This window comes from Gordonia sp. UBA5067 (assembly GCF_002414845.1).
Lineage (GTDB): Bacteria > Actinomycetota > Actinomycetes > Mycobacteriales > Mycobacteriaceae > Gordonia > Gordonia defluvii.
This window is the reverse complement of sequence record NZ_DIAX01000059.1, coordinates 62,807-89,401: the sequence shown is the minus strand read 5'-3', so window position 1 is coordinate 89,401 and position 26,595 is coordinate 62,807. Positions and strand designations below refer to the sequence as shown.

Below are 26,595 nucleotides of genomic sequence, written 5' to 3'. Positions count from 1 at the left end.
GAGAAGTTATGCGGGCATCTTCGCGCCCTTGGTGCGGTTACAGCGCCAACACAGCGTCTGGAGGTTCTCGGGCTCGCTGAGGCCACCTTTGGAGACGGGGATGATGTGATCGACTTCGAGGAGCAGGTTCGGCTCTATAGCGACCGAGACGCCACACCGGGGGTTCTGGCAGGTGTGGTGGTCACGGTCCTTGATCCAGCCGCGCAGCCTGGCGGTCATTAGCGCACGCTGACCGGCAGCCGACTTCGCCCAGCGAATCTTCTGCACGAGCGTCTCAGAGAGCGCGTCGAGCGTCGGGGTGTTCAGATCGATGTTTACGGTCTGTCCGCTGTTGCCGCCGGCGGAGACGTACTGGAACTTGTATTTCGGGTACGGCACCGTGATCGGCGAGAGCTGCACGCCAACGAGGCTCCAGAACTCGTCCGCGTACCGCTGGAGGATGAACGCGGGCGGGTTCATCATCGTGACGATCTCGGCCTCGCGGCGCTGCACATTGGCGACGGCCTCCTCCAGCCGCGAAATGTCCACGGCCACCCGCTGCACGCCGGCCAGCGTCTCCTGGTTTGCGTTGATCCCGAAGTACTTCATCAAGTACTTGATCGGATCCATGCTCGCATTACGCACGACCTGAAGCGATGCGTTATGAACGTGGGGCGCATATTCGGCGACGTTGCGGTCACGCTGGTAGTTCCAGTTCGAGGTGTTCTCGAAGTTCGCGAGGTGCGCGTACTGGCCGGTGGACGACGCGCCCAGCTCGAATGCACCCTGGCCGCGAATCTCCGCGACGTAGTTCACGACCTCGTTGTGCTCGGCGACGACCGATGCGATTTGAGCGCGGAGCCGTTGGAACTCCTCGCTGTTGAAGTACTTGTTCTTCCGGTACGTCCAGATGATCGGGTTCGTGATCAGCACCCCGGCGAGAGCGAGAAAGAACAGGATCGGGTGAATCGCGCCGAAAAGGAGCGGCAGCGCGATGAGCAACGTAACAAAGAGCCACTTGGGCAATGGTCTTCCTCCTGAGTAGAGCTAGGCGGTTTCAACCTGTGAAGTCTATTCGCAGGCTATCGAGCACCCCCGACACAGTGGCGGAGCTGCTCACTCTCGGTAGCCGTGACTTCGGTCGCGCTGAGGCGCGTGCACAGGGCTTCGTTGGGATGCGACATGGTGAGCTTTGTCTGCGCGGCGGTCGTACGGTCTCGCTAAGGCTCAGCTTCCCGACCGGCTGCCCCCTGGCGCGCGAGCTTCGCGTGCTTCCCGCGCGCCCAGTCCGCGAACGCCTCGTGCATCGTGGTGCCGGCCGTCGTCGTAGCTCGGCGGCTGCGGCGCGGTCTCCTGGTCGCGCCGGTCGGGATCAGCCTCTAGGGCGTCGAGCTGGGCGCGGTCATAGGCGATCTTGGCCCGGTCATACTCGGACTATGTCGGATATGAACGCTAGAAACTGTGGCAGTCGGGGTACTTCGCACGAGAGCTCAGTGCGTATGGGCGCGAAGGTCTTCCGTGTCGCCGGTGCGGCACCACAATGCGGCGCGAATCGTTCATGAACCGAAGTTCCTTCTACTGTCCGCAGTGTCAGCGAGCGCCACGGCGGGTGAGCGCTACCGCCCGCTGAGCGCCGGCGGTAGGGCCGCCAACAGAATGACCTCCCCGAACCGATCGAGGAGGGTCACTCATGCCGGCGCCCACCATTCCGCTCACCATCCGCGTCGAGCATCGGGTTTCGTCCTGTTCACGCTTTCCAGAGCGAGCGATCCGAATTGGTCGGGTAAGGCTCGGCGCAACCGGGGCAGGCATGCGATTGGGAAGGTCGTCGATCGGCGTTGCTCCTGTCGGGCTCAACCAGGTGGGAAGGAGTCGGAACCATGACAGCGACGACGGTCCGCGACGCGGCCGAATTGGCCAGCGCCATCATTGAGGGCGCGACGGAGATCGAGGTCGAGGGAGTGATCACCGGCTCGCCGATGATCACGCTGCCGCCCGGGACGACCCTGCGCGGAGGCACCCTGCGGTTCCAGGCCCGCGGCGTCCGGCTGACCTCGGACAACACCCTCGAGGACGTGGTGGTCGAGGTACCCGAGCACGAGACGGCCATCCTCAACGACACCACGGTGGCCGATCTCGGAACGCTGACGCTGCGCAACGTCACCACCCGCGGCCAGATCGCGCTCCTCGCCGAGGACCGGGTGCGCTCCGGTCACATCCAGGCTGAAGCGGTGTACGTCGTCGTCGCTGATGTCTGTGGGCGCTACCACCGCCCCCACGGGTTCGGCGTGGACGCACTCCAGGGTGGGTTCACCCTGTGGAACCGGCAGGCCGACCCGGCGGTGCGGCTCACCGCCGAGCTCCTTGATTTCTCCGCCGGCAGCGCCGAGGAGCCCGTGCGCGGTTCCGGGGTGTTCGTCGGCGGCCACGGGGACTGGAACGGCACGGCGGACGGCGGGACCGTTCACGTCACGCAGCTGCGCACCGGTCAGATCCACACCGACGGCCGCATCCCCGGGGCACCCCGGACCTGATCTCCGGTGGCGTATTCGTGATTGTCGGAGCCGAAGTCGACGAGGTGATTTCCGCGGGCCCGGTCACCACCCGCGGGCCGAACGACATGGTGCTGGACAACTGGGGCACTGTGCGCACCTGGACCGTGACCGCACCGGTGACCTCGCACGGACCCAGCGGCATCGGATTCGTGAACTTCGGCGCCATCGGCCTCCTCGACGTCCAGGCGCCCATCGTCACTACCGGCAAGGGCGCACGGGGGTTCAACCTCTACGACGGTAGCCTGGACGAGGCCCGGTTCGTCAGCATCGCCACCACCGGCGATGGTTCGATGGGCATCCAGGTCAGCAAACCGCTGCGCCGGCTCGTGGTCACCGGTGACGTGACCACCAGTGGCGGGCGAGGGCCTCAGTCTCGTCAAGGGCGTGCAGGTCACGTTGCAGGCCGTCGCCCTGAGCATCAAGGCGGACGGCAACATCGAATCGCTGGAGATCGGGGGCCGACTCGGCACCGAAGGCAGGCACGTCACCACGCTCGAGATCGAGGGCGCCGTGGGGTCCTGCAGAATCGACGGCGGCGTGCGGGCCAGCGGCGAGGGCTCGGACGCGGTGCACCTCATCGGCGACGCCCCGAACCTCGACGGGCTGGCACTCACCGCGGAACACGGCGAACTGATCCGCCGCACCGCCACCTGAACCAGGCGTAGTCTTCGCACGGGAACTCGACCCGTATGGGCGCGAAGGTCTTCCGGGTCGCCGGATCCGGATCCGGGTCCGGCACCAGCGCCTGGACCCAACGCGGCCCCGGTGAGTCCGGCGAGCGCGAGTAGCGGATGAGCCAGTACGCGCCACGGGCGTGTTGAATGGAACCATGACCGAACTTTGGGTACAGCGCACCGGCCCGCGGCGTTACGTCGGGCACAGCTCGCGCGGGGCGAGCGTCCAGGTCGGCTCCGAAGACGTCGAGGGCGTCTTCACGCCGGGCGAGTTGCTGAAGATCGCGCTGGCCGCCTGCAGCGGCATGGCATCGGATGTGCCGCTGGCCCGCCGACTCGGCGACGACTACGACGCGACGGTCCGGGTGAGTGGCACGGCTGACCGCGCGACGGAGACGTACCCGGTTCTCGACGAGACTCTCCAACTCGACCTCTCTGAACTCGATGCCGACGCCGTGCAGCGCCTTCTCGTCGTCGCGCAACGCGCCATCGACCGGAGCTGCACCGTCGGGCGCACCTTGAAGGCCGGCACCCAGGTCAACCTCACCATCGAGACGGATTGATCCGGCCGTGCACCCATCGCCGCAGCGGCTCAGCGCGTTTGTGCACGGTCACGTCCAGGGTGTCGGATTCCGCTGGTCAACACGGGTGCGCGCACTCGAGCTGGGGCTCGTCGGCTACGCGGCGAACCTCGCCGACGGCCGAGTGCACGTCGTGGCCGAGGGCCCGCACGCCGAGCTCGAGCAGCTGCTGGCCTTCCTGCGCGGGCCGGACACCCCCGGTCGCGTCGACACCGTCGTCGAGCGATTCGATCCGGCACGCGGCGAACTCCGCGGATTTGTCGAACGCTAGATAGGTAGTCTGTACGGTCGTGCATCTGAAATCCCTGACTCTGAAAGGGTTCAAGTCGTTCGCGTCGGCCACGACGCTGCGTTTTGAGCCCGGGATCACCTGTGTGGTGGGTCCCAACGGGTCGGGGAAGTCGAATGTCGTCGACGCGCTCGCCTGGGTCATGGGGGAGCAGGGCGCGAAGACGCTGCGCGGCGGCAAGATGGAGGACGTCATCTTCGCCGGGACGTCTGGGCGACCCCCGTTGGGTCGTGCCGAGGTCACGTTGACCATCGACAATTCCGACGGCGCGCTGCCCATCGACTACGCCGAGGTGTCGATCACGCGGCGCATGTTCCGCGACGGTGCCGGCGAGTACGAGATCAACGGCCAATCCTGCCGACTGATGGACGTCCAGGAGTTGCTCAGCGACTCGGGTATCGGCCGTGAGATGCACGTCATCGTCGGGCAGGGACGGCTCGCGGCGATACTCGAGTCGCGCCCGGAGGACCGTCGGGCCTTCATCGAAGAGGCCGCCGGTGTCCTCAAACACCGCAAGCGCAAAGAGAAGGCCGTCCGCAAGCTGGACTCGATGCAGGCGAACCTGGCCAGGCTGACCGACCTCACCTCCGAGCTGCGGCGCCAACTCAAACCGCTGGGCCGGCAGGCCGACGTCGCCCGCCGGGCCGCCACGGTCCAAGCGGACCTGCGTGACGCCCGCCTGCGCCTGGCCGCCGACGACCTGGTGGCGCGTCGAACCGAGATGGCCGAACAGTCTGCGCTGGAGGACACCATTCGCCGCCAGCAGTCCGAGGTGGCCGCGGCCCTCGACGCCGCAACCAGCAGGCTCGCCGGCCGGGACGCACAGCTCGCCGAGATCGAACCAGCGGCGCAGACCGCCGGCCAGGGCTGGTTCCGGTTGTCCGCACTGGCGGAACGGATCGATGCGACGATCCGCGTCGCCGCCGAGCGCAGCAAGCATTTGGCGACCCCGACGACGGTTGCGACCGGCCCCGATCCCGAGGAACTCGAGGCGCAGGCACAACGGGCCGCCGAGCAGGAGGCCGAACTCGCGGCCCGGGTCGAGCAGACCGGCACCGCGCTCGGTGAGGTCAAGGAGCGGCTCGTCGCAGCAGAGACCCACGCCGATGCGGTGGAGCGCGCCCACACGGCCGCCATGGCCGCCGTCGCCGATCGTCGGGAGGGCCTGGCCCGCCTCGAAGGAGAGGTCGCGAATCTGACCACCCGAGCCGATTCGGTCGATGCCGAGACATCCCGGTTGTCCGGGGCGATCGCAGCCGCCGCCGAGCGTGCGGCCAAAGCACAGTCCGAGATGGACGCCGTTTCGGCCTCGGTGGCCGAGTTGGAAGCGGCCGAGCAGGGCCTCGACGAGCACCACGAGCGCTGGACGGCCGCGGCCACCGACGCCGACGAGCGGGTTGAGGCGCTGCGCGGTCAGGAGCGCGAAGCAGAACAACGAATCGCCTCCCTCACCGCCCGGATCGAGGCGTTGGCAGTGGGCTTGGAGCGCAACGACGGCGGGGCGTGGCTGTTGGAGCGCGCTGCCGAAGGACTGCTGGCGCCGGTCTCGGATCTGCTCACCGTCGACGCAGGATTCGAGACCGGCGTTGCGGGCGCCCTGGGGCCGACCGTCGACGCGATCGCGACCGTCGATGCCCTGGCGGCCGCCCGCGCCGTGGAGGCGCTGAAAGCCGGTGACGGTGGTCGGGCGGCACTCCTGGTCGGCGGCTTGCGGCCCCTCCCGCCCCCGGCGGCCGTCGCGCTGCCGACCGGGGCGCGCTGGGCACGCGCCGCCGTCACCTGTCCGGCGTCGATCCGCGGCGCCATCGACACCCTCCTCGACGGCGTTGTCCTCCTCGGCGCCGACGTCGCCGACCCCACCGCAGTGGGTAGCGCGCTGGTCGCCGAGCATCCCGCCCTGTCCGTTGTCACCGCTGCCGGAGACCGCATCACCGCCGCGGCCGTCGAAGGCGGATCGTCGCGGCGAACGTCGAGTCTCGAGGTGCAGTCCGCGATCGACGCGGCAACCGCCGAACTGGCGCAGGCCAGTCGCACCGCCGAAGAGTTGAGCGCGGCGCTATCCGGCGCGCTCACCGAACAGGTCGATCGCCGCGAAGCCGCCGATGAGGCGCTGGCTGCCCTGCACGAGTCGGATTCGTCGCTGGGGGCCGCCTATGAGCACCTCGCACGATTGGGCCAGGACATTCGGGCCGCGCAGGACGAGGCGGACCGTCTCACCCGCCAGCGTCAGCTCGCCGAAGAAGGTCACGCCGACACGGTCGAACGGCTGGCCGCGCTGTCCGAGCGCCTCCGAATCGCCCGCGAAGAACCAACAGCCGAGGGTGGCGCGGCAGTCGACGACGGCCGGCGCACCGCGGCCGGACAGGCGGTCGCCGCCGTCCGGGCGGCCGAGGTGGAGGCCCGGTTGACGCTGCGCACCGCGGAGGAGCGGCTGGCGTCGGTCCGCGGCCGGGCAGACGGTCTGCGGCGCGCCGCCCGCCAAGAGCGCGAGGCCCGCGAGCGGGCGCGCCGCGCCGACGCCGCACGCCGACACTCAGCCACCGTGGCCGCCGCCGTTGCCGAGTCTGGCGCGGCTGTCGCAAGCCGGCTCGCCGGTGCCGTCGAGCGCGCCCAGGCCGCACGCGACCACCTCGAGACGGTCCGCACCGAGCACACCGCCGCCGTTGCCGAACTGAAGACACAGGTCGGCCGATTGACTGCCCAACTCGACGGGCTGCGTGATGCCGTGCATCGCGACGAAATGGCCAAGGCGCAGGCGGCGATGCGCATCGAGCAGCTCGAGGAGCAGATCGCCGAACAGTTCGCGATCAATTCCGACGACCTGATCGCCGAGTACGGGCCGGACGTGCCGATGCCGCCGTCGGCCCTGGAAGTGGCCGAATACGAGGACGCCAAGTCGCGCGGCGAACTCGTCGTCGCGCCGGCCCCGATGCCCTACGACCGCGCCACGCAGGAACGGCGGGCCAAACAGGCGCAGAAGGACCTCACCACGCTCGGCAAGGTGAATCCGCTGGCACTCGAGGAGTTCGCCGCACTCGAGGAGCGCTACAACTTCCTGTCCGCACAGCTCGAAGACGTGAAGGCCGCTCGGGCGGACCTGCTGCAGGTCGTCGAGGATGTCGACGCGCGCATCCTCGAGGTGTTTGCGCAGGCCTACGCCGATGTTGAGCGGGAATTCTCCGGCGTATTCGGCCGGCTGTTCCCCGGCGGCGAGGGCCGGCTGGTGCTGACTGATCCAGCAGACATGCTGGCGACCGGCGTCGAGGTGGAAGCGCGTCCGCCGGGCAAGAAGGTCAAGCGCCTGTCGCTGTTGTCCGGTGGCGAGAAGTCGCTGACCGCCGTTGCCATGCTCGTGGCCATCTTCCGCGCGCGTCCGTCGCCGTTCTACGTCATGGACGAGGTCGAGGCGGCGCTCGACGATACCAACCTGCAGCGGCTCATCGGCCTGTTCGAGGAGCTGCGGGAGCGGTCGCAGCTCATCGTTATCACCCACCAGAAGCCCACGATGGAAGTCGCCGACGCCCTCTACGGTGTCAGTATGCGCGGCGACGGGATCACCCAGGTGATCTCGCAGCGCCTGCGCGGGCAGAACCTGATCAACAGCTCCGCAGATTAAGGGAACAGTCTTGGAAACTCCGGTCATCATCGGAATCGTTGTCGTCGTCGCACTCCTGGCGATCCTCGCGCTCGGCCTGGTCCTTGCGCGCCGTCGCCGCGTCTCGCTCGGGTCTGCGGTGGACAAGGCCGTCGAGTCGTCGCCGGCAGCGGGCGGCTACCAGACCCGGGCCGGCTTCGACTTCGGTTCGGGCGGTGACACTGCCACGCTGGACCGGCCGGCGGACCCGGTCGATGAGCCTGCGACTGCAGCGCCGGTCGCGGTGCCAGTCGATGCTGCCGACCTGAGCACCGGACTCGGCGACCTGGTTGCCGAACCGCCCGCCGAGCGCCAGCTCGATCAGATCGCCCCGACCGCCGGCCGGTTGGGCAGGCTGCGCGGCCGCCTCGCCCGGTCGCAAGGGGCACTGGGCACGAGCGTGCTCGGACTGCTCGGCGGCGGCGACCTCGACGAAGACTCCTGGGAGCAGATCGAGGACACACTGCTGATGGCGGACGTGGGCACCGCGGCCACCATGGCGATCACCGACAAGCTGCGCGGCGAACTCGCGGTCCAGACCGTCCGCGATCCCCAGGCGGCTCGGGCACTACTCAAGCGCGTCCTCACCGAGCAGCTGCACCCCGGGCTCGACCGTGCCGTCAACGCCCTGCCGCACGACGGCCGCCCAGCGGTCGTGCTGGTCGTCGGCGTCAACGGCACCGGCAAGACCACCACCACCGGCAAGCTGGCCCGCGTCCTGGTCGCCGACGGCCGGCGGGTGCTGCTGGGAGCGGCCGATACGTTCCGTGCCGCTGCCGCCGATCAGCTGCAGACCTGGGGGGAGCGCGTCGGAGCGGACACCGTGCGAGGCAAAACCGGCGCCGACCCCGCCTCGGTCGCCTTCGATGCGGTGGCGAGCGGCATCGATACCGGTGTGGACGTCGTCATCGTCGACACCGCCGGGCGCCTGCACACCAAGACCGGCTTGATGGATGAGCTGGACAAGGTCAAGCGCGTCGTGGAGAAGAAGGCCGCCGTCGATGAGGTGCTGCTGGTGCTCGATGCCACCATCGGGCAGAACGGGCTCACCCAGGCCCGGGTGTTCGCCGAAGTCGTCGACATCACCGGCGTCGTGCTGACCAAACTCGACGGCACCGCCAAGGGCGGCATCGTCTTCGCCGTCCAGGAGGAGCTCGGGGTGCCGGTCAAACTGGTCGGCCTCGGCGAGGGCGCCGACGACCTGGCGCCGTTCGACCCGGCAGCCTTTGTCGACGCGCTGCTGTAGCGCCGTTGGCCTTGCCCCGGTGTCACGGGGTTCGTCGTCCGCGACCTGCTCGCTTGGGTGCTGGGGCGATCCGCACCGCCATTCGCGGTTCGGGGGCCTGATCCACGTAACGCGACCGAAACACCACCGATGGCAGCGTTCACCGCGGCGAAACACGGCGGGCACCGCGGCAGAAACAGCGGACTAGCACTCTATGTCTCATCACTGGAACACCCAGCTGAGTGAGAGCAAGGAGGACGGCCCGTGGTGGCACAAACCATGATGGCACTGCCGGACAATGTGTTCGGTACTGCTGATACCGGCGACACGTCGTGGATTCTGATCAGCGCATCCCTGGTGCTGCTGATGACACCCGCGCTGGCCTTCTTCTATGGCGGTCTCTCGCGCGGAAAATCTGTACTGAACATGATGATGATGTCGTTCGGGTCGATCGGCGTGGTCGGCATCATCTACGTGCTGTGGGGCTTCTCGATGTCCTTCGGCAACAAGATCACCGGCGGCTCGGACATCGCCGGGGTGATCGCGAATCCCTTCAGCCTCTTCGGGTCCGATCAACTGATGCAGACCCGGACAGTTGGCGACGCCACCCACACCGTGATGGCCGGCGCGGGCAGTTCCATCCCCGCGATCGTCTTTCTCGCATTCCAGCTGACATTCGCGGTGATCGCGGTCGCGCTGATCAGCGGTGCCCTCGCCGAGCGCGTGTCCTTCGGTACCTGGCTGGTGTTCTCGGCGATCTGGGCGACGCTGGTCTACTTCCCGCTGGCTCACATGGTGTGGGGTGGGGGAGTGCTATCGGATTCGCCCAACGGACTGGCCGCGGCCCTGTTCGGCAAGAATCAGGCCGGGGACGCCGCGGCAGTGGCACCGATCGACTTCGCCGGTGGCACCGTGGTCCACATCAACGCCGGAATGGCCGCCCTCGTCCTCGTCTTGATCATCGGGGCGCGCCGCGGCTTCGGGAAGATGGCCTACCGGCCGCACAACATCCCGTTCGTCATGCTCGGCGCCGCCCTGCTGTGGTTCGGCTGGTTCGGTTTCAACGCGGGATCTGAACTCGCCGCGAACGGCAACGCCGGGCTGGTCTGGGTCAACACGACCGTCGCCACCGCCGCTGCAATGGTCGGCTGGCTCGCGGTGGAATGGATTCGCGACCGCCACCCGACGAGCGTCGGCGCGGCCTCGGGAATCGTGGCGGGTCTCGTCGCCATCACCCCAGCGTGTGCCGCCCTGACTCCGGTCGGCTCGATCGCCCTCGGCGGCGTCGCCGGTGTGCTCTCGGCGCTGGCCATCTCGCTGAAGACCAAACTGGGCTACGACGACTCACTCGACGTCGTCGGCGTTCACCTCGTCTCCGGACTCTGGGGCACCATCGGGATCGGCCTGCTGGCCAAGGAGTCGGGGCTGCTCTACGGCCACGATCTCAAGCAGCTGGCCGTACAGACGGTGATCGCGCTGGCAGCGCTCGTGTTCACCGGCATCATGACGGCGATCATCGCGCTCATCCTCAAGCCGCTGGGCTGGCGGATCAGCCCCGAGGACGAGATGAACGGTATCGACGAATCGTCACACGCCGAGACCGCCTACGACTTGGCATGACCCACAACTAGGCTGAACAGGGACCGAGAGGGACTAACACAGATGAAACTGATTACCGCAATCGTCAAACCATTCACCTTGGAGGACATCAAGGCGGGGCTGGAGCAGTCCGGGATCGTCGGCATGACCGTCAGCGAAGTCCAGGGCTACGGCCGACAGAAGGGGCACACCGAGGTGTACCGCGGCGCGGAGTACTCGGTGGACTTCGTGCCGAAGGTGCGCATCGAGGTCGTCGTCGACGACGCGATCGTCGACTCGGTGGTGGACACCATTGTCGACGCCGCGCGCACCGGAAAGATTGGCGACGGCAAGGTGTGGGTGTCACCGGTGGAATCCGTGGTGCGCGTGCGCACCGGCGAACGCGGACCGGAGGCGCTCTAGCCCTCGGGGCCGGGGCGGCTGGGCGCAAGCGATGAGCGCGGAACCGACCACCAACCCGGCCGCCGCCCTGACCCGGGCGCGGGCAGCGCTGATCGGAAATCCCCGGCTCGGGCCGGACAAACGGCCAGTCCCCGACGCGGCGGCGCTGCGCCGGGCACTGGGCGATCTGTTCGAGTTGTGGCTGATCGGTGCGGCCACCCGGGCAGGGCTGAGCACTGCCGGCGGCTTCGCGGTGGTGGCCGTCGGCGGGCTGGCACGCGGGGAGATGCTGCCGTACTCCGATCTGGACCTGGTCCTACTGCACGACGGGGACCAGGCCGAGCGGGTGCAGACGGTGGCCGACCAGCTGTGGTATCCGATCTGGGATGCCAATATCGGCCTCGACCACAGTGTGCGGACGGTTCCCGATGCGCTCGGCGTCGCCCGGGAGGACCTGTCGGCCGCGCTCGGACTGCTCGACGCCCGGCACATCGCCGGGGACGAGGACCTGTCTGATCTCATGATCGGCGAGATTCGTCAACAGTGGCGCAAGGAGGCGCCGCGACGCCTGCCGCAGCTGATCGAGCACGCGGAGCAGCGCTGGGCGCGGGCCGGCGAGGTCGCCCACCGCAGCGAACCCGATGTCAAGAATGGCCGAGGCGGACTGCGGGACGTCCAGTTGCTCAACGCGCTGGCGCTCGCGCACCTCACCGACGGTTTGCGGCTCGCCGGCGACAGCGCTCCCGGCGGGGGACTGGGCACCGCCTATCGTCGGCTGCTCGACGTCCGAACCGAATTGCACCGGGTGGCCGGCCGGGGACGCGAACAGCTGCGCGCCCAGGACGCCGACGAGATCGCGGTGGCGCTGAACCTGGGTGACCGGTTCGCGCTGTCACGGCTCATCTCCGACGAGGCGCGCACCATCAGCTACGCCGTCGACGTCGGCCTGCGCACCGCCCGCGGCGCCACTCCGCGTCGCGGACTGTCGGTGCGGGCGCTGATCCCGACGCGGCGGCCACTGGACGAAGGGGTCGTCGAGCACGCGGGGGAGGTCGTGTTGGCGCGCGACGCGCTACCCAGTCAGGATGCTGGGCTGGTCCTGCGCGTGGGGGCGGCCGCCGCTCGCTCGGGGTTGCCGATCTCCAGTTCGACGCTGCACCGGCTCGCCGACTATTCCCCCGAAATTCGCGGCACCTGGCCGAGCGCCACCCGCGATAGTCTGCTCGACCTGCTCGCCACCGGACCGGCCATGCTGGCGCCGGTCGAAGCGCTGGACCGGATGGGGCTGTGGGGCCGACTTTTCCCCGAGTGGGACTTCGTGCGAGATCTGCCGCCCCGCGACGCCGTGCACGTCTGGACGGTGGACCGGCACCTGCTCGAGACAGTCGCGCGCGCCGCGCCGCTCACCACTCGCGTGTCGCGGCCCGACCTGCTGCTCCTCGGCGCCCTGGTGCACGACATCGGCAAGGGCCGGGGCGGCGACCACAGCGAGACGGGCGCCCGGATGGCCCGCGTCATCGGGACCCGACTCGGCCTGTGGCCGAGCGAGGTCGACCTGCTCGCAGACATCGTCACCCACCATCTCCTGTTGGCGCGCACCATTGCCCGCCGTGACGTCGATGACCCGCAAACGGCCGACTATGTGGCGGCCAAGGTCGGCGGCAGCCCGGTTCTACTCGAGATCCTCGGCGCGCTCGCGCAGGCAGACGCGCTGGCCACCGGTCCGGGCGTCTGGAGTGACTGGAAACAGACGCTGACGGCCAGGCTCGTCGCCAACACGGCGATGACGATCGCCGGCCTCGACGTCGTCGAACCGGCGCCGCTCTCGGCCGAGGAGGTGGCGCGCTTCAGCGGTGACGAGGTCGTCGTCGAGATCGCACCCACCGATCAGGCTTACCGATTCGAGGTGACGATGGCGGCACCGGATTCGCCGGGCCTGTTGGCCAAGATGGCCGGGGTGCTCGCGTTCTCCAACCTGCGCGTCCTGCAGGCCACGGTCCGCTCGGTCGACGACCGGGCGATTAACACGTTCACCGTCGCACCGTTCTATGGCGACCCGCCGGCGGTCGGCCTGTTGCGCCAGCGCCTGGTCGGCGCGCGGACCGGGGCGATCGACGTTGAGGCCAGGTTGGCGGCGATGCGCTCGGGGCCCCGCCCCGCCGCCGGGCGCGACGGTGTGCCGGGGCAGGCGGTTCTCGCCCCGCCGATCGTCCGCTGGGTGCAGGACGACATCGCAACGATGGAGGTGCGCGCGACGGATCGGCCCGGGCTGCTGTCGGCGGTGTCGTCGGTGATCGAGCGGAACGGCGGATCGATTCGCTGGGCGTCGGTCACCACGCTCGGCGGGACCGTCGTCGACACCTTCGCGCTGACGTGGGAGTCGGCGGTCGACGAGCGGCGCCGCCGGCTCATCGCCGAGCAGGTGGGCGGGGCCTGCGCGCTGCCCGGAGGCGTCGCGCCCGGCGAGGCGGGGACCGCCACCGGAATGTGAAAGACTGGACGCCATGTTTGACTCGCTGTCCGACCGGTTGACCGGTGCGCTCAAAGACCTGCGCGGCAAAGGCCGCCTGACTGATTCCGATATCGACGCGACGGCCCGCGAGATCCGGCTCGCACTCCTGGAAGCCGACGTCGCCCTGCCCGTCGTGCGGACGTTCGTCGACCGCATCAAGACGCGGGCGAAGGGTGCGGAAGTCTCCGGTGCGCTCAATCCGGCGCAACAGGTGGTCAAGATCGTCAATGAGGAGCTCGTCAGCATCCTCGGTGGCGAGACCCGCCGGATCGCACTGGCCAAGACACCGCCCACGGTGATCATGCTTGCCGGCCTGCAGGGTGCCGGTAAGACCACGTTGGCGGGCAAGCTCGCTGCGTGGCTCGGAAAGCAAGGTCACACCCCCCTTCTCGTGGCGTGCGACCTCCAGCGCCCCGGGGCCGTCAATCAGCTGCAAGTCGTCGGCGAACGGGCCGGCGTGCCGGTGTACGCCCCCCAGCCGGGTACCAGTGTGGGCGGCGAAGGGGAGATGGGGGTCTCCGCCGGCGACCCGGTCGAGGTCGCGCGCGGCGGCGTCGAACACGCCCGCGCCAGCCACTTCGACACGGTCATCATCGACACCGCCGGCCGACTCGGCGTCGACGACGAGTTGATGCGGCAGGCCGCGGATGTGCGCGCGGCGACCGATCCCGACGAGGTCCTCTTCGTTGTCGACGCGATGATCGGCCAGGACGCGGTGACCACCGCGCAGGCCTTCGCCGAGGGTGTCGGCTTCACCGGTGTCGTATTGACCAAGCTCGACGGCGATGCCCGCGGCGGTGCCGCGCTCAGCGTCCGGGAGGTGACCGGAGCGCCCATCCTGTTCGCGTCGACCGGTGAGAAGCTCGAGGACTTCGACGTCTTCCACCCCGACCGGATGGCCAGTCGGATCCTCGGCATGGGCGACGTGTTGTCGCTGATCGAGCAGGCCGAGGAGCATTGGGACGCCAAGCAGGCGGAAGAGGCCGCGACCAAGATCATGGGCGGCGAGCTGACGCTGGAGGACTTCCTGCAGCAAATGCTGATGATTCGCAAGATGGGACCCATTGGAAACCTGCTCGGCATGCTGCCCGGTGCGGGACAGATGAAAGATGCCCTCGCGCAGGTCGACGATTCACAGCTCGACCGCGTGCAGGCCATCATCCGCGGCATGACACCGGCCGAACGGGCCGATCCCAAGATCATCAACGGTTCACGACGGCTGCGCATCGCCAACGGCTCGGGGGTGTCGGTCTCGGAGGTCAACCAGCTCGTCGACCGATTCTTCGAGGCGCGCAAGCAGATGGCGGCGATGACCGGCCGGCTGGGCGGCCCCGGCGGCAGCCGCAAGAACACCCGCAAGAAGGGCAAGAAGGGCAAGGGCCGCGGCCGCGGCCCGACGCCGCCGAAGGCCCGCGGCGGATTCCCCGGAATGCCCCCGGGTGGGTTCGGCGGTATGCCCGACCTGTCGTCGATGCCGCCCGGGCTCGACGAGTTGCCGCCGGGCCTCGCCGACATCGACTTCTCCCAATTCGCCCCGCACAGCAAGAAGAAGTAGGCCCAGACGTGGCCGGCGAGGGCGGCGCCCTGCACATCGGTGGGCGCGATGCGCTGACCGGGGAGCGGCTCGACCGCTGGATCGTCGACGGTAGGTTCGTCACCGATTCCGTCCCCAACGCCACATCTGTCGTCGACGACGGCTGGCTGCTTCCCGGACTGGTCGACGCCCACAACCACGTCGGTATCGCGCCCGGGCTCGGTGTCACTATTGAGCAGGCGCGCGCGTTCGCCTATGCCGATGTCGCCGCGGGGACGACGCTGATCCGCGAAGTCGGCTCACCCCTGGACACTCACCGGCTTGACGACGATCCGCGGTGCCCGCAGTTCATCCGGTCGGGCAAACACATCGCGCGCCCCAAGCGCTACCTGCGCGGCTATGGTGTCGACCTCGCCGATCCCGACGAACTCGCCACCGAAGTCGCACGGCAGGCGTCGGCGGGGGACGGCTGGGTCAAGATCGTCGGCGACTGGATCGATCGGGACGCGGGCGATCTCGCCCCGCTGTGGACCCGGACCCAACTTGATACGGCCGTCGCGGCCGCTCACGACGCCGGCGCAAGGATCACCGCGCACGTGTTCGGCTATGACGCACTGCCCGACCTGATCGGTGCCGGTTTCGACTGCATCGAACATGGAACCGGTCTGACCGGCGACCTCATCGACGAGATGGTCCGGCGCGACACGGCGCTGGTTCCGACGATGATCCAGGTGGAGAACTTTCCGGGTATCGCCGACGGTGCCGATCGATTCCCGCGCTATCAGGCGAACATGCTCGGGCTGTATGCGCGTGCCGGTGAGGTGCTGGCGGCAGCGCGCGAGGCGGGGGTGCGGATCTTTGCGGGGACCGACGCGGGCGGCTTTGTCGAGCACGGGCGAATCGTCGACGAAGTCGACGCGCTCGTGGCGCTCGGCATGCCTGCGGGCGCGGCGCTCGACGCCGCCAGCGCCGGTGCGCGGCGCTGGCTGGGTGCCGGGGTGTTCGACGACGGTGATCGGGCCGACGTGCTCGTGCTCGACGCCGATCCGCGCGAGGATCTATCGACGCTGCGTCGCCCGCGCGAGATCATCTGCGCCGGGATCCCGGTGGTATAGCCGCATTTCCCTGCCCTATCCGGTCGTCCGCCGTTTGCGGTATGCGGTCGGCCCGGCGCCAAACCACCGGCGACAGGACCGGGTGAGCACGCTCTGATCGGCATAGCCCAGCTCATGTGCCACCCGCGCCACCGGCATCGTGGTATCGCGCAACAGTCGCCGCGCCGTGTCGCGCCGGATGCCGTCGACCATCGCCGCGAAGGTGAGCCCAGACTCGGCGAGGCGCCGCTGGAGCGTTTTCGGGTGCATTCGCAGCTGGGTGGCGACGAGAACGAGACTCACCCGGCCGGTGGGTAGTAGCTGGCGGATCAGGGCGCGGGTCGCAGTAACCGCACCGGGGTCGGTCGCGAGCAGACTGTGCAGGTAGCCCACCGCGACCCGGTGGGCAACCTCATCCTGGGCCAGCGGGCGCCGCAGGTCGATTTCGCGGATGGTCATGGCGATCACCGGCGCGCTGAAGCGGACCGGGCAGCCGAAATAGTGGACGTAGTCGGATACCGGAACCAGTGGCTCGTGCGGCAGGAGCACCAGTACTGGCCGGTATAGCTCGCTGATCAGCTGGTGGACGACGCGCAGAATGACCCCGAGGGCCAGTTCGGCATGCTGCGGCGTCACCGGCACTTCAGGGTCGACGATCTCGTAGGTCAGCTGGCAGTTACCGGTTGCGGTAGCGCCGCTGACGGTGAAGCCGATACCCGAACTGTGGATCGTGACGAACTCCTCGAAGATCGACAGAGCATCGGCGACGGTGCGGGCTGATTGAGCGGCCACGCCGACGGGTCCAAGGATCTCGATGCCCTGCCGCCGCGCGAGGCGCCGCCCCAAATCGGGTGTGGCCGTCGAGGTGGCGGCGGTCTCCAGCACGGCGACGGCCCGGCCCAGGGGGATGTGTGCGTCGGGGCGGCCGACGAGGGCGGGATCGATCCCGGCCGCCACCAGTAGTTCGTCCGGGTGGCCGCCGGCTTCGCGGACGACTTCGGGAAAGTTCGACAACGCGGTTGCGCGGGCATCCGACATGTTCACGCAGCCTAGGACGATGTCCGCAAATGTCAAGTATGGGCCGCTGAGGGGCGGTGGGACGGTCGTACCATCGGATCTGGATCGTGCGGGACGCCGCTGTGTCAGCGGCGTCGGCTCCGTCGTCCATCGGTCCGGCAGCAACGACGCAGGAGGCTTTTGTGGATCGCAGCAAACTACCCATCGCCGACCCGCCTTTCACAGGCACGATTGGTCGTACCGTGGGCGAATCGTCGCCGGATTGGGGGGCCATCGCGCCCGTCGCGCCGCCCGACGGTGCGCCGAACGTGCTCATCGTCCTCATTGACGACGCCGGCTTCGGCGGGCCGGACACCTTCGGTGGGGCGATCAGCACCCCGACGCTGACTCGGGTGGCGAGCGAGGGGCTGACGTACAACCGGTTCCACGTGACCGCGGTGTGTTCGCCGACTCGGGCGGCGCTGCTGACCGGTCGCAATCACCATCGCTGCGGGTTCGGCTCGATCGCCGAGTACCCGGGACCGTTTCCGGGATATTCGGCGACGTTGCCGCGCAGCTGCGGGCCGCTGCCCCGAGTCCTGAAAGAGAACGGCTACGTTACCGGCGGTTTCGGCAAGTGGCATCTGACCCCCGACGATGTGCAGGGCGCGGCCGGCCCGTTCGACCGGTGGCCGCAGGGCTGGGGATTCGACCACTGGTGGGGCTTCCTGTCCGGCGCGGCCGGCCAGTACGACCCGGTCATCACCCAGGACAATGCGGTGGTCGGGGTGCCGGCGGGTACTGAGGGCAAGCCCTACTACTTCCCGGACGACCTGACCGACAAAGCGGTCGACTGGCTGCACGCGGTGCGGGCCCAGGACGCCGAGAAGCCGTGGATGATGTACTACTCCACCGGCGCGACGCACGCGCCCCACCATGTGTTCCACGAGTGGGCCGACAAGTACGCCGGCAAGTTCGACGGCGGCTGGGACGTCTACCGCGAGCAGACACTGGAGCGCCAGAAGTCGCTCGGCCTCGTGCCGCCGGACACCGAGCTGACCGATCGGCCGGACCTGTTCCCGGCCTGGGATACCTTGACCGACGATGAGAAGGAGCTCTACGCCCGCCAGATGGAGGTCTTCGCCGGGTACTCCGAGAACGCCGACTGGAATGTCGGGCGCCTGCTCGACGCCGTCGACGAACTCGGCGAGCGCGACAACACGCTGGTCGTGTTCATCTGGGGCGACAACGGTGCCTCGATGGAGGGGACGATCACCGGCTCGTTCAACGAGATGACCTTCCTCAACGGCGTCGTACTCGAGCCCGACCAGCAGTTGGCCCTCATCGAGCAGTACGGCGGCGTCGAGGCGCTCGGCAGCGACAAGACCGCCCCGCACTTCGCGGCGGCCTGGGCCCACGCCAACAACACGCCGTTCCAGTGGGGCAAGCAGATGGCCAGCCACCTGGGCGGCACGCGGGACCCGATGGTGATCTCGTGGCCGGCGCGCATCACCCCTGATGCGACGCCCCGGAGCCAGTTCACCCATTGCATCGACGTCGCTCCCACCATTCTGGCGGCCATCGGCCTGCCGGTTCCCGACAGCGTCGACGGCATCGACCAGGAACCGATGGACGGCACCAGCTTCCTGGCGACCTTCACCGACTCTGACGCCCCCGAACTGCACACCGTGCAGTACTTCGAGATGTTCGGCAGCCGGGCGATCTATCGGGACGGTTGGTGGGCCTGCACCCGGCTGGACAAGGCGCCGTGGGACTTTTCACCGGCCACCCTCGCGCGGTATGCGCCCGGGAAGTACGACCCCGACGCCGACGTGTGGGAGTTGTACTACCTGCCCGACGATTTCTCCCAGGCGAACAACGTCGCCGATAAGCACCCTGAGAAGGTCGCCGAGCTGGTCGACCTGTGGTGGAAAGAGGCAGAGCGCAACCGGGCCCTGCCCCTGCTCGGCGGGATGTCGGTGTTCTTCGGGATCGTTCCGCCGATGCCGCCGACGACACGGTTCTCCTTCCGTGGCGGTGTGGAGAACATCCAGCGGGGCATGACTCCACGGATCCAGGGGCGCTCCTATTCGATCGAGGCGCGGCTGACCATCCCCGAGGGCGGCGCCGAGGGGGTTGTTGTGGCGAACGCGGACTTCATCGGCGGCTACGGACTCTGGGTGGACGCCGAGCACCTGCTCCACCACACCTACTCGTTCCTCGGTGTGGAGACGTATCGCCAGGTCGCCACCAAACCGCTGCCCACCGGGGACGTCACCGTCAAGATGCTGTTCGAGAGCGATTCGCCCACACCGGGCTCCGGCGGCACCGTGACGCTGTGGGCCAACGATGAACAGATCGGCGCCGGGCCGATGGCCAAGACGGTGCCGGTGGCGTTCACGTCGTACGCGGGCATGGACATCGGCTGCGACAACGGCCTCGTCGTCGATCGGGCCTACGAGCAGCAGGCGCCCTATCGGTTCACCGGGACCGTGCACGAGGTTGTCTTCGATCTGCACCCGATCGACCCGCAGGCGGAGCAGGCGCTGCACCAGCACGCGGCCATCCAGGCGGTCGCCGACGGCGCTGCCGGCTGATTCCGGCCGGGCGGTCCCGCCGGTCGGTGGGACCGCCCGGTTTGGGTGGGCGTGGCCCACCTGGCACAATGGGGGGTCGGTTCGCCGGACCCGGTTACGCACCGGCCGGCGGTCACACCGAAGCAAACGCAAAACCGGACCCGCGCACCAGGTGGGGGTCGCTGAATTGCGCTGTGACCAACTGAAGGAAACATGGCTGTCAAAATCAAGCTCGCCCGTCTCGGCAAGATCCGCCAACCGCAGTACCGCATCGTCATCGCCGACGCTCGCACGCGCCGCAACGGCCGCGTCATCGAGACCATCGGCAAGTACCACCCGAAGGAAGATCCCTCGTTCATCGAGGTCGACTCCGACCGCGCGCAGTACTGGCTCGGTGTCGGCGCGCAGCCGACCGAGTCGGTGGCCGCGATCCTGAAGATCACCGGTGACTGGCAGAAGTTCAAGGGCCTGCCGGGCACCGAGGGCACCCTGAAGGTCGCTGAGCCGAAGGTGAGCAAGCAGGATCTGTTCAACGCCGCGCTGGCCGCCGCTGACAACGAGCCCGCCGCCGCGGCCACCACACCCAAGAAGAAGGCCGCCGCCAAGAAGAAGGCCGACACGGTCGAGGCCGCGCAGGAAGCGCAGGACGAGGCCACTGCTTCGAAGGCGCCGGAGACCGCTGAGCCCGAGACCGAGGCCGTCAAGGAAGATCTGGCCGCCGACGGCGAGACCGTGCCGGAGGTGCTCGCCGAGTCCGAGGACAAGGCGTGAGTGCCGTAGTCGCCGACGCTGTCGAACACCTGGTGCGCGGTATCGTCGCCAACCCCGACGATGTGCGCGTCGAACTGCTCTCCGGTGGGCGCGGCGGCCGACTGATCGAGGTGCATGTGCACCCCGAGGATCTCGGCAAGGTGATCGGCCGCAACGGCCGCACCGCCACCGCGCTGCGCACCCTCGTCTCCGGTATCGGCGGCCGTGGACTGCGCGTCGACATCGTCGACACCGACCGCTGAACGAAGCTGGGGGATACGCGTGGACCTGGTGATCGGCCGCGTGGCCAAGCCCCACGGAATTCGCGGCGAACTGATCGTCGACGTCCGAACCGACGATCCTGAGCTTCGGTTCGTGCCCGGTACCTCGCTACGCGGTCAGTTGCCGCGTGCCAAGGGAGCCAAGCGCACCGAGGAACGCCGGTTCACCATCACAGCCGCCCGGAATCATTCCGGGCGGCTGTTAGTGTCGCTGGAGGGCGTCGATGACCGCACGGCCGCCGACGATCTACGCGGCCTGCTCTTCCTCATCGATGCCGCCGACGTGGATTCCGGCGACGATCCGGACGCGTTTTATGATCACGAACTCATCGGGTTGCCCGTGCGCACGATTGCTGGTGACGATGTCGGGGTGGTGCGCGACGTGATTCACCTGCCCGGCTCCGACCTGCTTGTCGTCACCGCCGCGGACGATGGACGCGAGATCCTGGTTCCGTTCGTCAGTGAGATCGTCCCAACCATCACGCGGGGCGACAGCGTCCTCATCGATCCGCCCGACGGGTTGTTGGAGGCCTAGGCGTGCGGTTGAGCATCGTGACGATCTTTCCCGACTATGTCGCACCGCTTCGCGAAGCGCTGTTGGGGAAGGCGATCGGGAAGGGCCTCGTCTCCCTCGACGTGCACGATCTGCGCGACTGGACCCGCGATGTGCACCGCAGCGTCGACGACTCCCCGTACGGCGGCGGTCCCGGGATGGTGATGAAGCCCCAGGTGTGGGGCGAGGCGCTCGACGACGTGTGCGGTGTCGATTCCGACCTGGTGAGCGGCCCGATCCTGGTGGTGCCGACGCCGGCCGGTGTCCCGTTCACCCAGGCCACCGCCCAGCGCTGGAGCACCCAGGACCACCTGGTCTTCGCATGCGGCCGCTACGAGGGCATCGACCAGCGCGTCGTCGACGACGCGGCCCGGCGCATGCGCGTCGAAGAGGTGTCGATCGGCGACTTCGTCCTGATCGGGGGAGAGGTTGCGGCCATGGCGATGATCGAGGCCACGGCCCGATTGATCGACGGAGTCCTCGGCAACCCGGTGTCCCATCAAGATGATTCCTTCTCCGACGGCCTGCTCGAGGGGCCCAGCTACACGCGGCCGGTGTCCTGGCGCGGGCTTGAGGTCCCCGAGGTACTGCTGTCGGGAGATCACGCGAAGGTTGCGGCGTGGCGCCGCGATCAAGCGCAGCACCGCACGGCGGAGCGGCGACCCGATTTGCTGCCGCCCGACCGCTCCTGACACAATGGAGCGGTTGCCACGCGGCAGGTCAGGCCCATGCCGGCCCCGCGTCGACACCATAACGCTCGGAGCATGAACCGGTTGATCCAGATAGCTGGCCGCCAGGTTCCTCTACTCACGCACACGCCAGATTGGACGACCGACAATGAACACCCTGGACTCACTCGACAAGCAGTCCCTCCGCGACGACCTGCCCGACTTCGGCCCCGGTGACACCCTCGACGTACACGTCAAGGTCATCGAAGGCTCCAAGGAGCGCGTCCAGGTCTTCAAGGGCGTCGTGATCCGCCGCCAGGGTGGCGGTGTGCGTGAGACCTTCACCGTCCGCAAGGTGTCCTTCGGCGTGGGCGTGGAGCGCACCTTCCCGGTGCACAGCCCCACCATCGCCAAGATCGATGTCGTCACCCGTGGTGACGTCCGTCGGGCAAAGCTCTACTACCTGCGCGACCTGCGCGGCAAGGCTGCCAAGATCAAGGAAAAGCGCTGACGCGGCTTACCGCGTGCGGTGCTTCGGGCGCCCAGACCGGTAGGCTGTGGAGTCGTGTCCGACGATAACGACGATAACGATTCCGATGTCCGTCCCTGGGGTTCTAAGAAGGACGACGAACCTCAGGAGAAGCGCTCATTCTGGCGCGAACTGGCGATCATCATCGGGATCGTACTGCTGATCAGCTGGGTCGGGCAGACCTTCCTATTCCGTCAGTACGTGGTGCCGTCGGAGTCGATGGAATCCACCCTCATCGGCTGCGCGGGCTGCTCCAACGACCGAATCGTCATCGACAAGCTGGTTTATCGCTTCGGCGACCCGAAGCCCGGCGACGTGGTGGTCTTCAAGGCGCCCAGCGAATCCTGGGACAGCGGCGGGGCGCCGCGTTCGTCGGAGGGGCTGCGGGGCAAGTTCCTCGATGTGCTCTCGTGGTTCGGATACGCGCCGCCCAACGAGTACAGCCTGGTCAAGCGCGTTATCGCGACCGGCGGGCAGACCGTCGAATGTCGTGCCGCGGAGAACGTCGGCATCAAAGTCGACGGCAAGGCGCTGCGCGAGCCGTATGTGAACCGTGAGCTGCAGTCCCGCGTCCCCGATGCCGGTCCGTGCCTGGGTCCCGACTTCGGTCCGATCACCGTGCCGGCGGGCAACTACTGGGTGATGGGCGACAACCGGACGTATTCGGCCGACTCACGCTTTCATACCGAGGACGAGTTCCACGGCACAGTTCCCAAATCCGATATCCGCGGCAAGGTTCGATTCGTCATCTGGCCGATCTCGCGCATCGGCGGGGTCGGATCGGAGAATCCGCAGCAGTAGTGGGCCCCACGATGCCGGCTTCACTGCGCTGGCCGCCGCGTTCACCGGTGCGGCGGGCCGCGTCGCTGCGCACCTACGAGTTCGCGCTGCACAACAGCGGGCTGGGCCCGGTCGCCGGAGTCGACGAGGCCGGGCGCGGTGCCTGTGCGGGCCCGCTCGTCGTCGCCGCCTGCGTGCTCAAGCCGAACCAGCTGCGCGCGCTGGCCGATCTGAACGACTCTAAGAAGGTCGCGCCGCCGCGGCGCCGCCGGCTGTACGGCGCGATCCGCAAGTACGCCCAGGCGTATTCGGTGGTGGTCATCGAGGCGGCGGAAGTCGATCGGATCGGCATCCACGTGGCCAATATCGAGGGTATGCGGCGGGCGGTCGCGGCATTGCGCCCGGCGCCCGGTTATGTGTTGTCCGACGGCTTCGTCGTCCCCGGACTGCCGGTGCCGTCATTGCCGATCATCGCCGGCGACGCCAGTGCGGCGTGCATCGCCGCTGCGAGCATCCTCGCCAAAGTGACGCGCGACGACATCATGACCGGCCTCGACGAGGAGATTCCCGGCTATGACTTCGCGGTGCACAAGGGGTACTCGACCGGTCACCACATGGCACGGGTCGCCGAACTCGGGCCGTCGCCCCAGCATCGCATGTCCTATCGCAACGTCGCCGCACATGCGGTGCGCGATACCCTGAATCCATGAGCCCCGACGATCTCGAGAACTATGAAGCCGAGTTGGAGCTGTCGCTGTACCGCGAGTACAAGGACATCGTCGGCCAGTTCACCTACCTGGTGGAGACCGACCGCCGGATGTACCTGGCGAACGGCGTCGATATGGCGCCGCGCAATGCCGATGGTGAGGTCTACTTCGAACTGCGGTTGACCGATGCCTGGGCGTGGGACCTGCACCGTCCGTCGCGCTTCGTCAAGCAGGTCCGGATTATCACGTTCAAGGACGTGAACATCGAGGAGATCGAGCAGCCCGAGCTTCGGCTGCCCGAGTAGCCTCGCCCGTTGGGCCGGCGTCCCGGCGATCAGGGTTTGCGTGGCTGATACTGGCATGGTGCGCTCACGGGGAAAGATCATCGACGCCACCCTCGATCTCATCGCTCGAGATGGCTTCGAGGGTGTCACGATCGCTGCGGCTGCCGGCCTCGCCGGGGTCTCACGGCAAACGGTGCATTCGATCTTCGGTACCCGCGAGGCGTTGGTATCGGAGGCGATGGCCGATCTCACCCGCGCCGCGACGGACGATCTTCGGGCCGCGACCGGTCGAACTGGGAACCCGGTCGACTTCGTTGTCGAGCTGATCGTCGGCGGCGTCGGTTTCGCCCGCAGCACGCCGGCGATCGCCGCCATGATCGGGGTCGGCGGCGGCAATCCACTCTTCGATCCGGGGGTGCTCACCCGTGCCAAGGTGGTGGCCCTGGAGTTTCTTGAGCCGATCGCGAAGGATTTCGACCGCATCGACGAGGTGGCCGAGGTTGCGACGCACTTGAGCTTGACCTTCTTCCTTTTCGGCGAGCCCGATCAGCGGCCGGAGGAATTGCGGGCACTACTTGGGCGCTGGCTCGTTCCGGCCTTGACCGAACTTGCGCGTTAGTCGGCCGCTTCGATAAGCCCAACCGGGAAAACTTGACACATTTACGAGGTGGTGTCAAGGTTTGGATCTCCATCCATCGAGATTCAGCTCACATCCCGGGACGAACATATGCCTGCTCACCCCAGCCTGACTCGCCGAACCTTCGTCGTCGGTGCCGCCGCAACTCTGACGGCTGCCGCCGGCGCACCGTCGCTGGTCCATGCCGCTCCTCGACGGCGAGTGCGAACCGTTCGGGAAGAGCACCGCGTGATCGTCGTCGGGTCGGGCTTCGGCGGTGGGGTCGCGGCGCTGCGGTTGGCTCAAGCCGGTGTGCGGGTGGTGGTACTCGAACGTGGCCGACGATGGCCGACGGGGCCCAACGCCACAACTTTTCCGAGTGCCACCGACCCAGACCGGCGGATGCTGTGGTATCGGTCGGCCGCGGAGATCCTCGGGCGTCCCGTTCGCGTCGACCCGTATCTGGGCTTGGTTGAGTCGGTAGTCGGGGAGAACATGACGGCGCTGTGCCCGGCCGGCGTCGGCGGCGGATCGCTCGTCTATCAGGGCATGTCGCTGCAACCGAGCCGCGAAGTGTTCAACACCCACTTCCCCGAGCAGTTGGACTGGGACCTGATGAACCGCGTCCACTATCGGCGAGTGGCGTCCATGCTGCACCTGGCGACGGCGCCGAACGCGTTGATCAACTCACCGAACTACCGTGCAGCGCGGTGTTTTGCCCGCCAGGTGCGCCAGGCCGGCCTGCCGCTGTCGAAGATTCCGATGCCGATTGACTGGAACTTCGCGCTCGCCGAACTGCGGGGCGAGATGCGGCCGTCGTATACGACCGGTGAGGGTGCGATGGGTGTCAACAACGGCGGAAAGTTCAGCGTCGACGTCACCTACATCAAGGCGGCGGAGGCGACCGGCAAGGCTGCGGTGTGGACCCAGCACAACGTCACCGAGGTGTATCGGACTCCGCGCGGCCAATGGGAACTGCATGTCGACCGGCTAGACGACACCGGTCGCGTTCTGCAGAAAAAGATCCTCACCACGCGCAGCCTGATCATGTCGGCAGGAAGCGTCAACACCACCAAAGTCCTGGTTCGTGCAGGTGCGCTTGGGCACATCGGCGAATTGCCCGATGAGCTCGGTCAAGGGTGGGGGACCAACGCCGATCGAATCTACAACTGGACCGATCCCGAGGCGGACTTCGGGCCGGTGCAGGGCGGACCAGTGGTGTACGGCAGCCTCAACTGGTCCGACCCCGCATCGGCCTTCACCGTGATCCAGGCGTCGATGCCGCCCACTCCCGCGTCCTCCCGGTCGACCATGCTGGTCGGGTATGGCGTCAGCGCCAGTCGGGGCCGGTTCACCTATGACGCGTCGCGAGACGAAGCATCCCTGCATTGGCCGGCGACGGGTGACTCCGTGATCCAGAACCGGTACATCGGTCCGGCGGTGCGCCGGATCGTTGGTCCCCGGTCGACGCTGGTCGACACGAATCGGACCGTGAACTCGACCTGGCATTCGCTCGGTGGGGCAAACATGGGCACGGTCTGTGATCTGGAGGGACGGGTGCGCGGTCAACGCGGCCTCTATGTGATCGACGGTGCCCTGCTGCCCGGAAACTGCGCGGCGTGCAATCCGTCGATGACGATCGCGGCGGTGGCCGAGCGGGCGTTAGATCGGCTCGTCGCCACCGACGTCGGCACCACGCTCTGACCGTCGTATTCCACAGTTCCACCTCATCCCCAGGGTGGCGGCGGTGCGGCGCTGAGTGGGGCCCGGCGGCCGGTGGGTGCGGCACGCTCGCTGT

At 68.0% G+C, this 26,595-nt stretch carries 24 protein-coding genes and 1 pseudogene; 23 read left to right on the top strand and 2 right to left on the bottom strand.

The window, feature by feature from the left end; translation table 11 throughout:
* Positions 1-6: 6 nt before the first annotated feature.
* Positions 7-1,005 (bottom strand): HNH endonuclease, encoded by a 999-nt coding sequence (locus tag B4M62_RS10315; protein ID WP_290707351.1) that lies wholly within the window; start codon positions 1,003-1,005, stop codon positions 7-9.
* A 439-nt stretch (positions 1,006-1,444) separates the two neighbouring features.
* On the opposite strand from B4M62_RS10315, the pseudogene B4M62_RS10310 reads away from it, so the two are divergent.
* The 12 genes and pseudogenes from B4M62_RS10310 to B4M62_RS10255 form a co-directional block, all read left to right on the top strand.
* Positions 1,445-1,609, top strand: a pseudogene (locus tag B4M62_RS10310) (zinc finger domain-containing protein); the annotation flags it as partial.
* Positions 1,610-1,859: 250 nt separating this feature from the next.
* Entirely contained in the window at positions 1,860-2,513 is a 654-nt protein-coding gene (locus B4M62_RS10305) for a hypothetical protein (protein WP_290707349.1), read from the top strand.
* Between the two features lie 372 nt (positions 2,514-2,885).
* Entirely contained in the window at positions 2,886-3,188 is a 303-nt protein-coding gene (locus B4M62_RS10300; RefSeq protein WP_290707347.1) for a hypothetical protein, read from the top strand.
* 175 nt (positions 3,189-3,363) lie between these two features.
* Positions 3,364-3,771, top strand: a complete 408-nt coding sequence (locus tag B4M62_RS10295; RefSeq protein ID WP_290707345.1) for an OsmC family protein — start codon at positions 3,364-3,366, stop codon at positions 3,769-3,771.
* A gap of 7 nt (positions 3,772-3,778) precedes the next feature.
* Entirely contained in the window at positions 3,779-4,060 is a 282-nt protein-coding gene (locus B4M62_RS10290; protein WP_290707343.1) for an acylphosphatase, read from the top strand.
* A 19-nt stretch (positions 4,061-4,079) separates the two neighbouring features.
* Positions 4,080-7,694, top strand: coding sequence for a chromosome segregation protein SMC (gene smc, locus B4M62_RS10285; RefSeq protein WP_290707341.1), 3,615 nt, complete (start codon positions 4,080-4,082; stop codon positions 7,692-7,694).
* Between the two features lie 10 nt (positions 7,695-7,704).
* Complete coding sequence (gene ftsY / locus B4M62_RS10280; protein ID WP_290707339.1) at positions 7,705-8,958, top strand: signal recognition particle-docking protein FtsY; 1,254 nt, start codon at positions 7,705-7,707, stop codon at positions 8,956-8,958.
* A gap of 258 nt (positions 8,959-9,216) precedes the next feature.
* Positions 9,217-10,557, top strand: a complete 1,341-nt coding sequence (locus B4M62_RS10275) for an ammonium transporter (RefSeq protein ID WP_290707455.1) — start codon at positions 9,217-9,219, stop codon at positions 10,555-10,557.
* 42 nt (positions 10,558-10,599) lie between these two features.
* Entirely contained in the window at positions 10,600-10,938 is a 339-nt protein-coding gene (locus B4M62_RS10270) for a P-II family nitrogen regulator (RefSeq protein ID WP_290707337.1), read from the top strand.
* A gap of 31 nt (positions 10,939-10,969) precedes the next feature.
* Positions 10,970-13,408 (top strand): [protein-PII] uridylyltransferase, encoded by a 2,439-nt coding sequence (locus B4M62_RS10265; protein ID WP_290707335.1) that lies wholly within the window; start codon positions 10,970-10,972, stop codon positions 13,406-13,408.
* A 13-nt stretch (positions 13,409-13,421) separates the two neighbouring features.
* Complete coding sequence (ffh, locus tag B4M62_RS10260; RefSeq protein ID WP_290707333.1) at positions 13,422-14,984, top strand: signal recognition particle protein; 1,563 nt, start codon at positions 13,422-13,424, stop codon at positions 14,982-14,984.
* A gap of 8 nt (positions 14,985-14,992) precedes the next feature.
* The gene (locus tag B4M62_RS10255; protein ID WP_290707331.1) at positions 14,993-16,078 is read left to right on the top strand and encodes an amidohydrolase family protein; all 1,086 of its coding nucleotides are present in this window, start codon (positions 14,993-14,995) and stop codon (positions 16,076-16,078) included.
* A gap of 15 nt (positions 16,079-16,093) precedes the next feature.
* Here the strand turns inward: B4M62_RS10255 and B4M62_RS10250 are convergent, their stop codons facing one another.
* The gene (locus tag B4M62_RS10250) at positions 16,094-17,095 is read right to left on the bottom strand and encodes an AraC family transcriptional regulator (protein WP_290707329.1); all 1,002 of its coding nucleotides are present in this window, start codon (positions 17,093-17,095) and stop codon (positions 16,094-16,096) included.
* A 128-nt stretch (positions 17,096-17,223) separates the two neighbouring features.
* Between B4M62_RS10250 and B4M62_RS10245 the strand changes: the two genes are divergently transcribed.
* The 11 genes from B4M62_RS10245 to B4M62_RS10195 all read left to right on the top strand — a co-directional run bounded on the left by B4M62_RS10245 (position 17,224) and on the right by B4M62_RS10195 (position 26,501).
* The gene (locus B4M62_RS10245; protein ID WP_290707453.1) at positions 17,224-19,650 is read left to right on the top strand and encodes an arylsulfatase; all 2,427 of its coding nucleotides are present in this window, start codon (positions 17,224-17,226) and stop codon (positions 19,648-19,650) included.
* A 192-nt stretch (positions 19,651-19,842) separates the two neighbouring features.
* On the top strand, positions 19,843-20,400 hold the full coding sequence (gene rpsP / locus B4M62_RS10240; RefSeq protein ID WP_290707327.1) for a 30S ribosomal protein S16: 558 nt from the start codon (positions 19,843-19,845) through the stop codon (positions 20,398-20,400).
* Positions 20,397-20,642 carry an RNA-binding protein gene (locus B4M62_RS10235; RefSeq protein WP_290707325.1) on the top strand — a complete coding sequence of 82 codons (246 nt, stop codon included), beginning with the start codon at positions 20,397-20,399 and terminating at the stop codon, positions 20,640-20,642. The genes rpsP and B4M62_RS10235 overlap by 4 nt, the downstream gene beginning before the upstream one ends.
* Positions 20,643-20,661: 19 nt before the next feature.
* Entirely contained in the window at positions 20,662-21,195 is a 534-nt protein-coding gene (gene rimM, locus B4M62_RS10230; protein ID WP_290707323.1) for a ribosome maturation factor RimM, read from the top strand.
* 2 nt (positions 21,196-21,197) lie between these two features.
* Positions 21,198-21,905, top strand: coding sequence for a tRNA (guanosine(37)-N1)-methyltransferase TrmD (gene trmD / locus B4M62_RS10225; protein WP_290707321.1), 708 nt, complete (start codon positions 21,198-21,200; stop codon positions 21,903-21,905).
* A gap of 145 nt (positions 21,906-22,050) precedes the next feature.
* Positions 22,051-22,392 carry a 50S ribosomal protein L19 gene (gene rplS, locus B4M62_RS10220; RefSeq protein ID WP_290707320.1) on the top strand — a complete coding sequence of 114 codons (342 nt, stop codon included), beginning with the start codon at positions 22,051-22,053 and terminating at the stop codon, positions 22,390-22,392.
* 54 nt (positions 22,393-22,446) lie between these two features.
* The gene (lepB, locus tag B4M62_RS10215; RefSeq protein ID WP_290707318.1) at positions 22,447-23,211 is read left to right on the top strand and encodes a signal peptidase I; all 765 of its coding nucleotides are present in this window, start codon (positions 22,447-22,449) and stop codon (positions 23,209-23,211) included.
* 11 nt (positions 23,212-23,222) lie between these two features.
* Positions 23,223-23,900 carry a ribonuclease HII gene (locus tag B4M62_RS10210; protein ID WP_290707316.1) on the top strand — a complete coding sequence of 226 codons (678 nt, stop codon included), beginning with the start codon at positions 23,223-23,225 and terminating at the stop codon, positions 23,898-23,900.
* Entirely contained in the window at positions 23,897-24,202 is a 306-nt protein-coding gene (locus B4M62_RS10205; RefSeq protein WP_290707314.1) for a DUF2469 domain-containing protein, read from the top strand. Before B4M62_RS10210 ends, B4M62_RS10205 begins: the two co-directional genes overlap by 4 nt.
* 40 nt (positions 24,203-24,242) lie before the next feature.
* Positions 24,243-24,800 (top strand): TetR/AcrR family transcriptional regulator, encoded by a 558-nt coding sequence (locus tag B4M62_RS10200; protein WP_290707312.1) that lies wholly within the window; start codon positions 24,243-24,245, stop codon positions 24,798-24,800.
* Between the two features lie 108 nt (positions 24,801-24,908).
* The gene (locus tag B4M62_RS10195; RefSeq protein WP_290707310.1) at positions 24,909-26,501 is read left to right on the top strand and encodes a GMC oxidoreductase; all 1,593 of its coding nucleotides are present in this window, start codon (positions 24,909-24,911) and stop codon (positions 26,499-26,501) included.
* Positions 26,502-26,595 lie beyond the last annotated feature (94 nt).

Bases quoted from the DNA above. Each gene is read 5' to 3' on its own strand.
- rpsP (WP_290707327.1), top strand. From the start codon at position 19,843: ATGGCTGTCAAAATCAAGCTCGCCCGTCTCGGCAAGATCCGCCAACCG.
- B4M62_RS10210 (WP_290707316.1), top strand. From the start codon at position 23,223: ATGCCGGCTTCACTGCGCTGGCCGCCGCGTTCACCGGTGCGGCGGGCC.
- rplS (WP_290707320.1), top strand. From the start codon at position 22,051: ATGAACACCCTGGACTCACTCGACAAGCAGTCCCTCCGCGACGACCTG.
- ffh (WP_290707333.1), top strand. From the start codon at position 13,422: ATGTTTGACTCGCTGTCCGACCGGTTGACCGGTGCGCTCAAAGACCTG.
- B4M62_RS10270 (WP_290707337.1), top strand. From the start codon at position 10,600: ATGAAACTGATTACCGCAATCGTCAAACCATTCACCTTGGAGGACATC.
- B4M62_RS10250 (WP_290707329.1), bottom strand. From the start codon at position 17,095: ATGTCGGATGCCCGCGCAACCGCGTTGTCGAACTTTCCCGAAGTCGTC.
- B4M62_RS10305 (WP_290707349.1), top strand. From the start codon at position 1,860: ATGACAGCGACGACGGTCCGCGACGCGGCCGAATTGGCCAGCGCCATC.
- B4M62_RS10275 (WP_290707455.1), top strand. From the start codon at position 9,217: ATGATGGCACTGCCGGACAATGTGTTCGGTACTGCTGATACCGGCGAC.
- B4M62_RS10205 (WP_290707314.1), top strand. From the start codon at position 23,897: ATGAGCCCCGACGATCTCGAGAACTATGAAGCCGAGTTGGAGCTGTCG.
- B4M62_RS10195 (WP_290707310.1), top strand. From the start codon at position 24,909: ATGCCTGCTCACCCCAGCCTGACTCGCCGAACCTTCGTCGTCGGTGCC.
- B4M62_RS10295 (WP_290707345.1), top strand. From the start codon at position 3,364: ATGACCGAACTTTGGGTACAGCGCACCGGCCCGCGGCGTTACGTCGGG.
- B4M62_RS10265 (WP_290707335.1), top strand. From the start codon at position 10,970: ATGAGCGCGGAACCGACCACCAACCCGGCCGCCGCCCTGACCCGGGCG.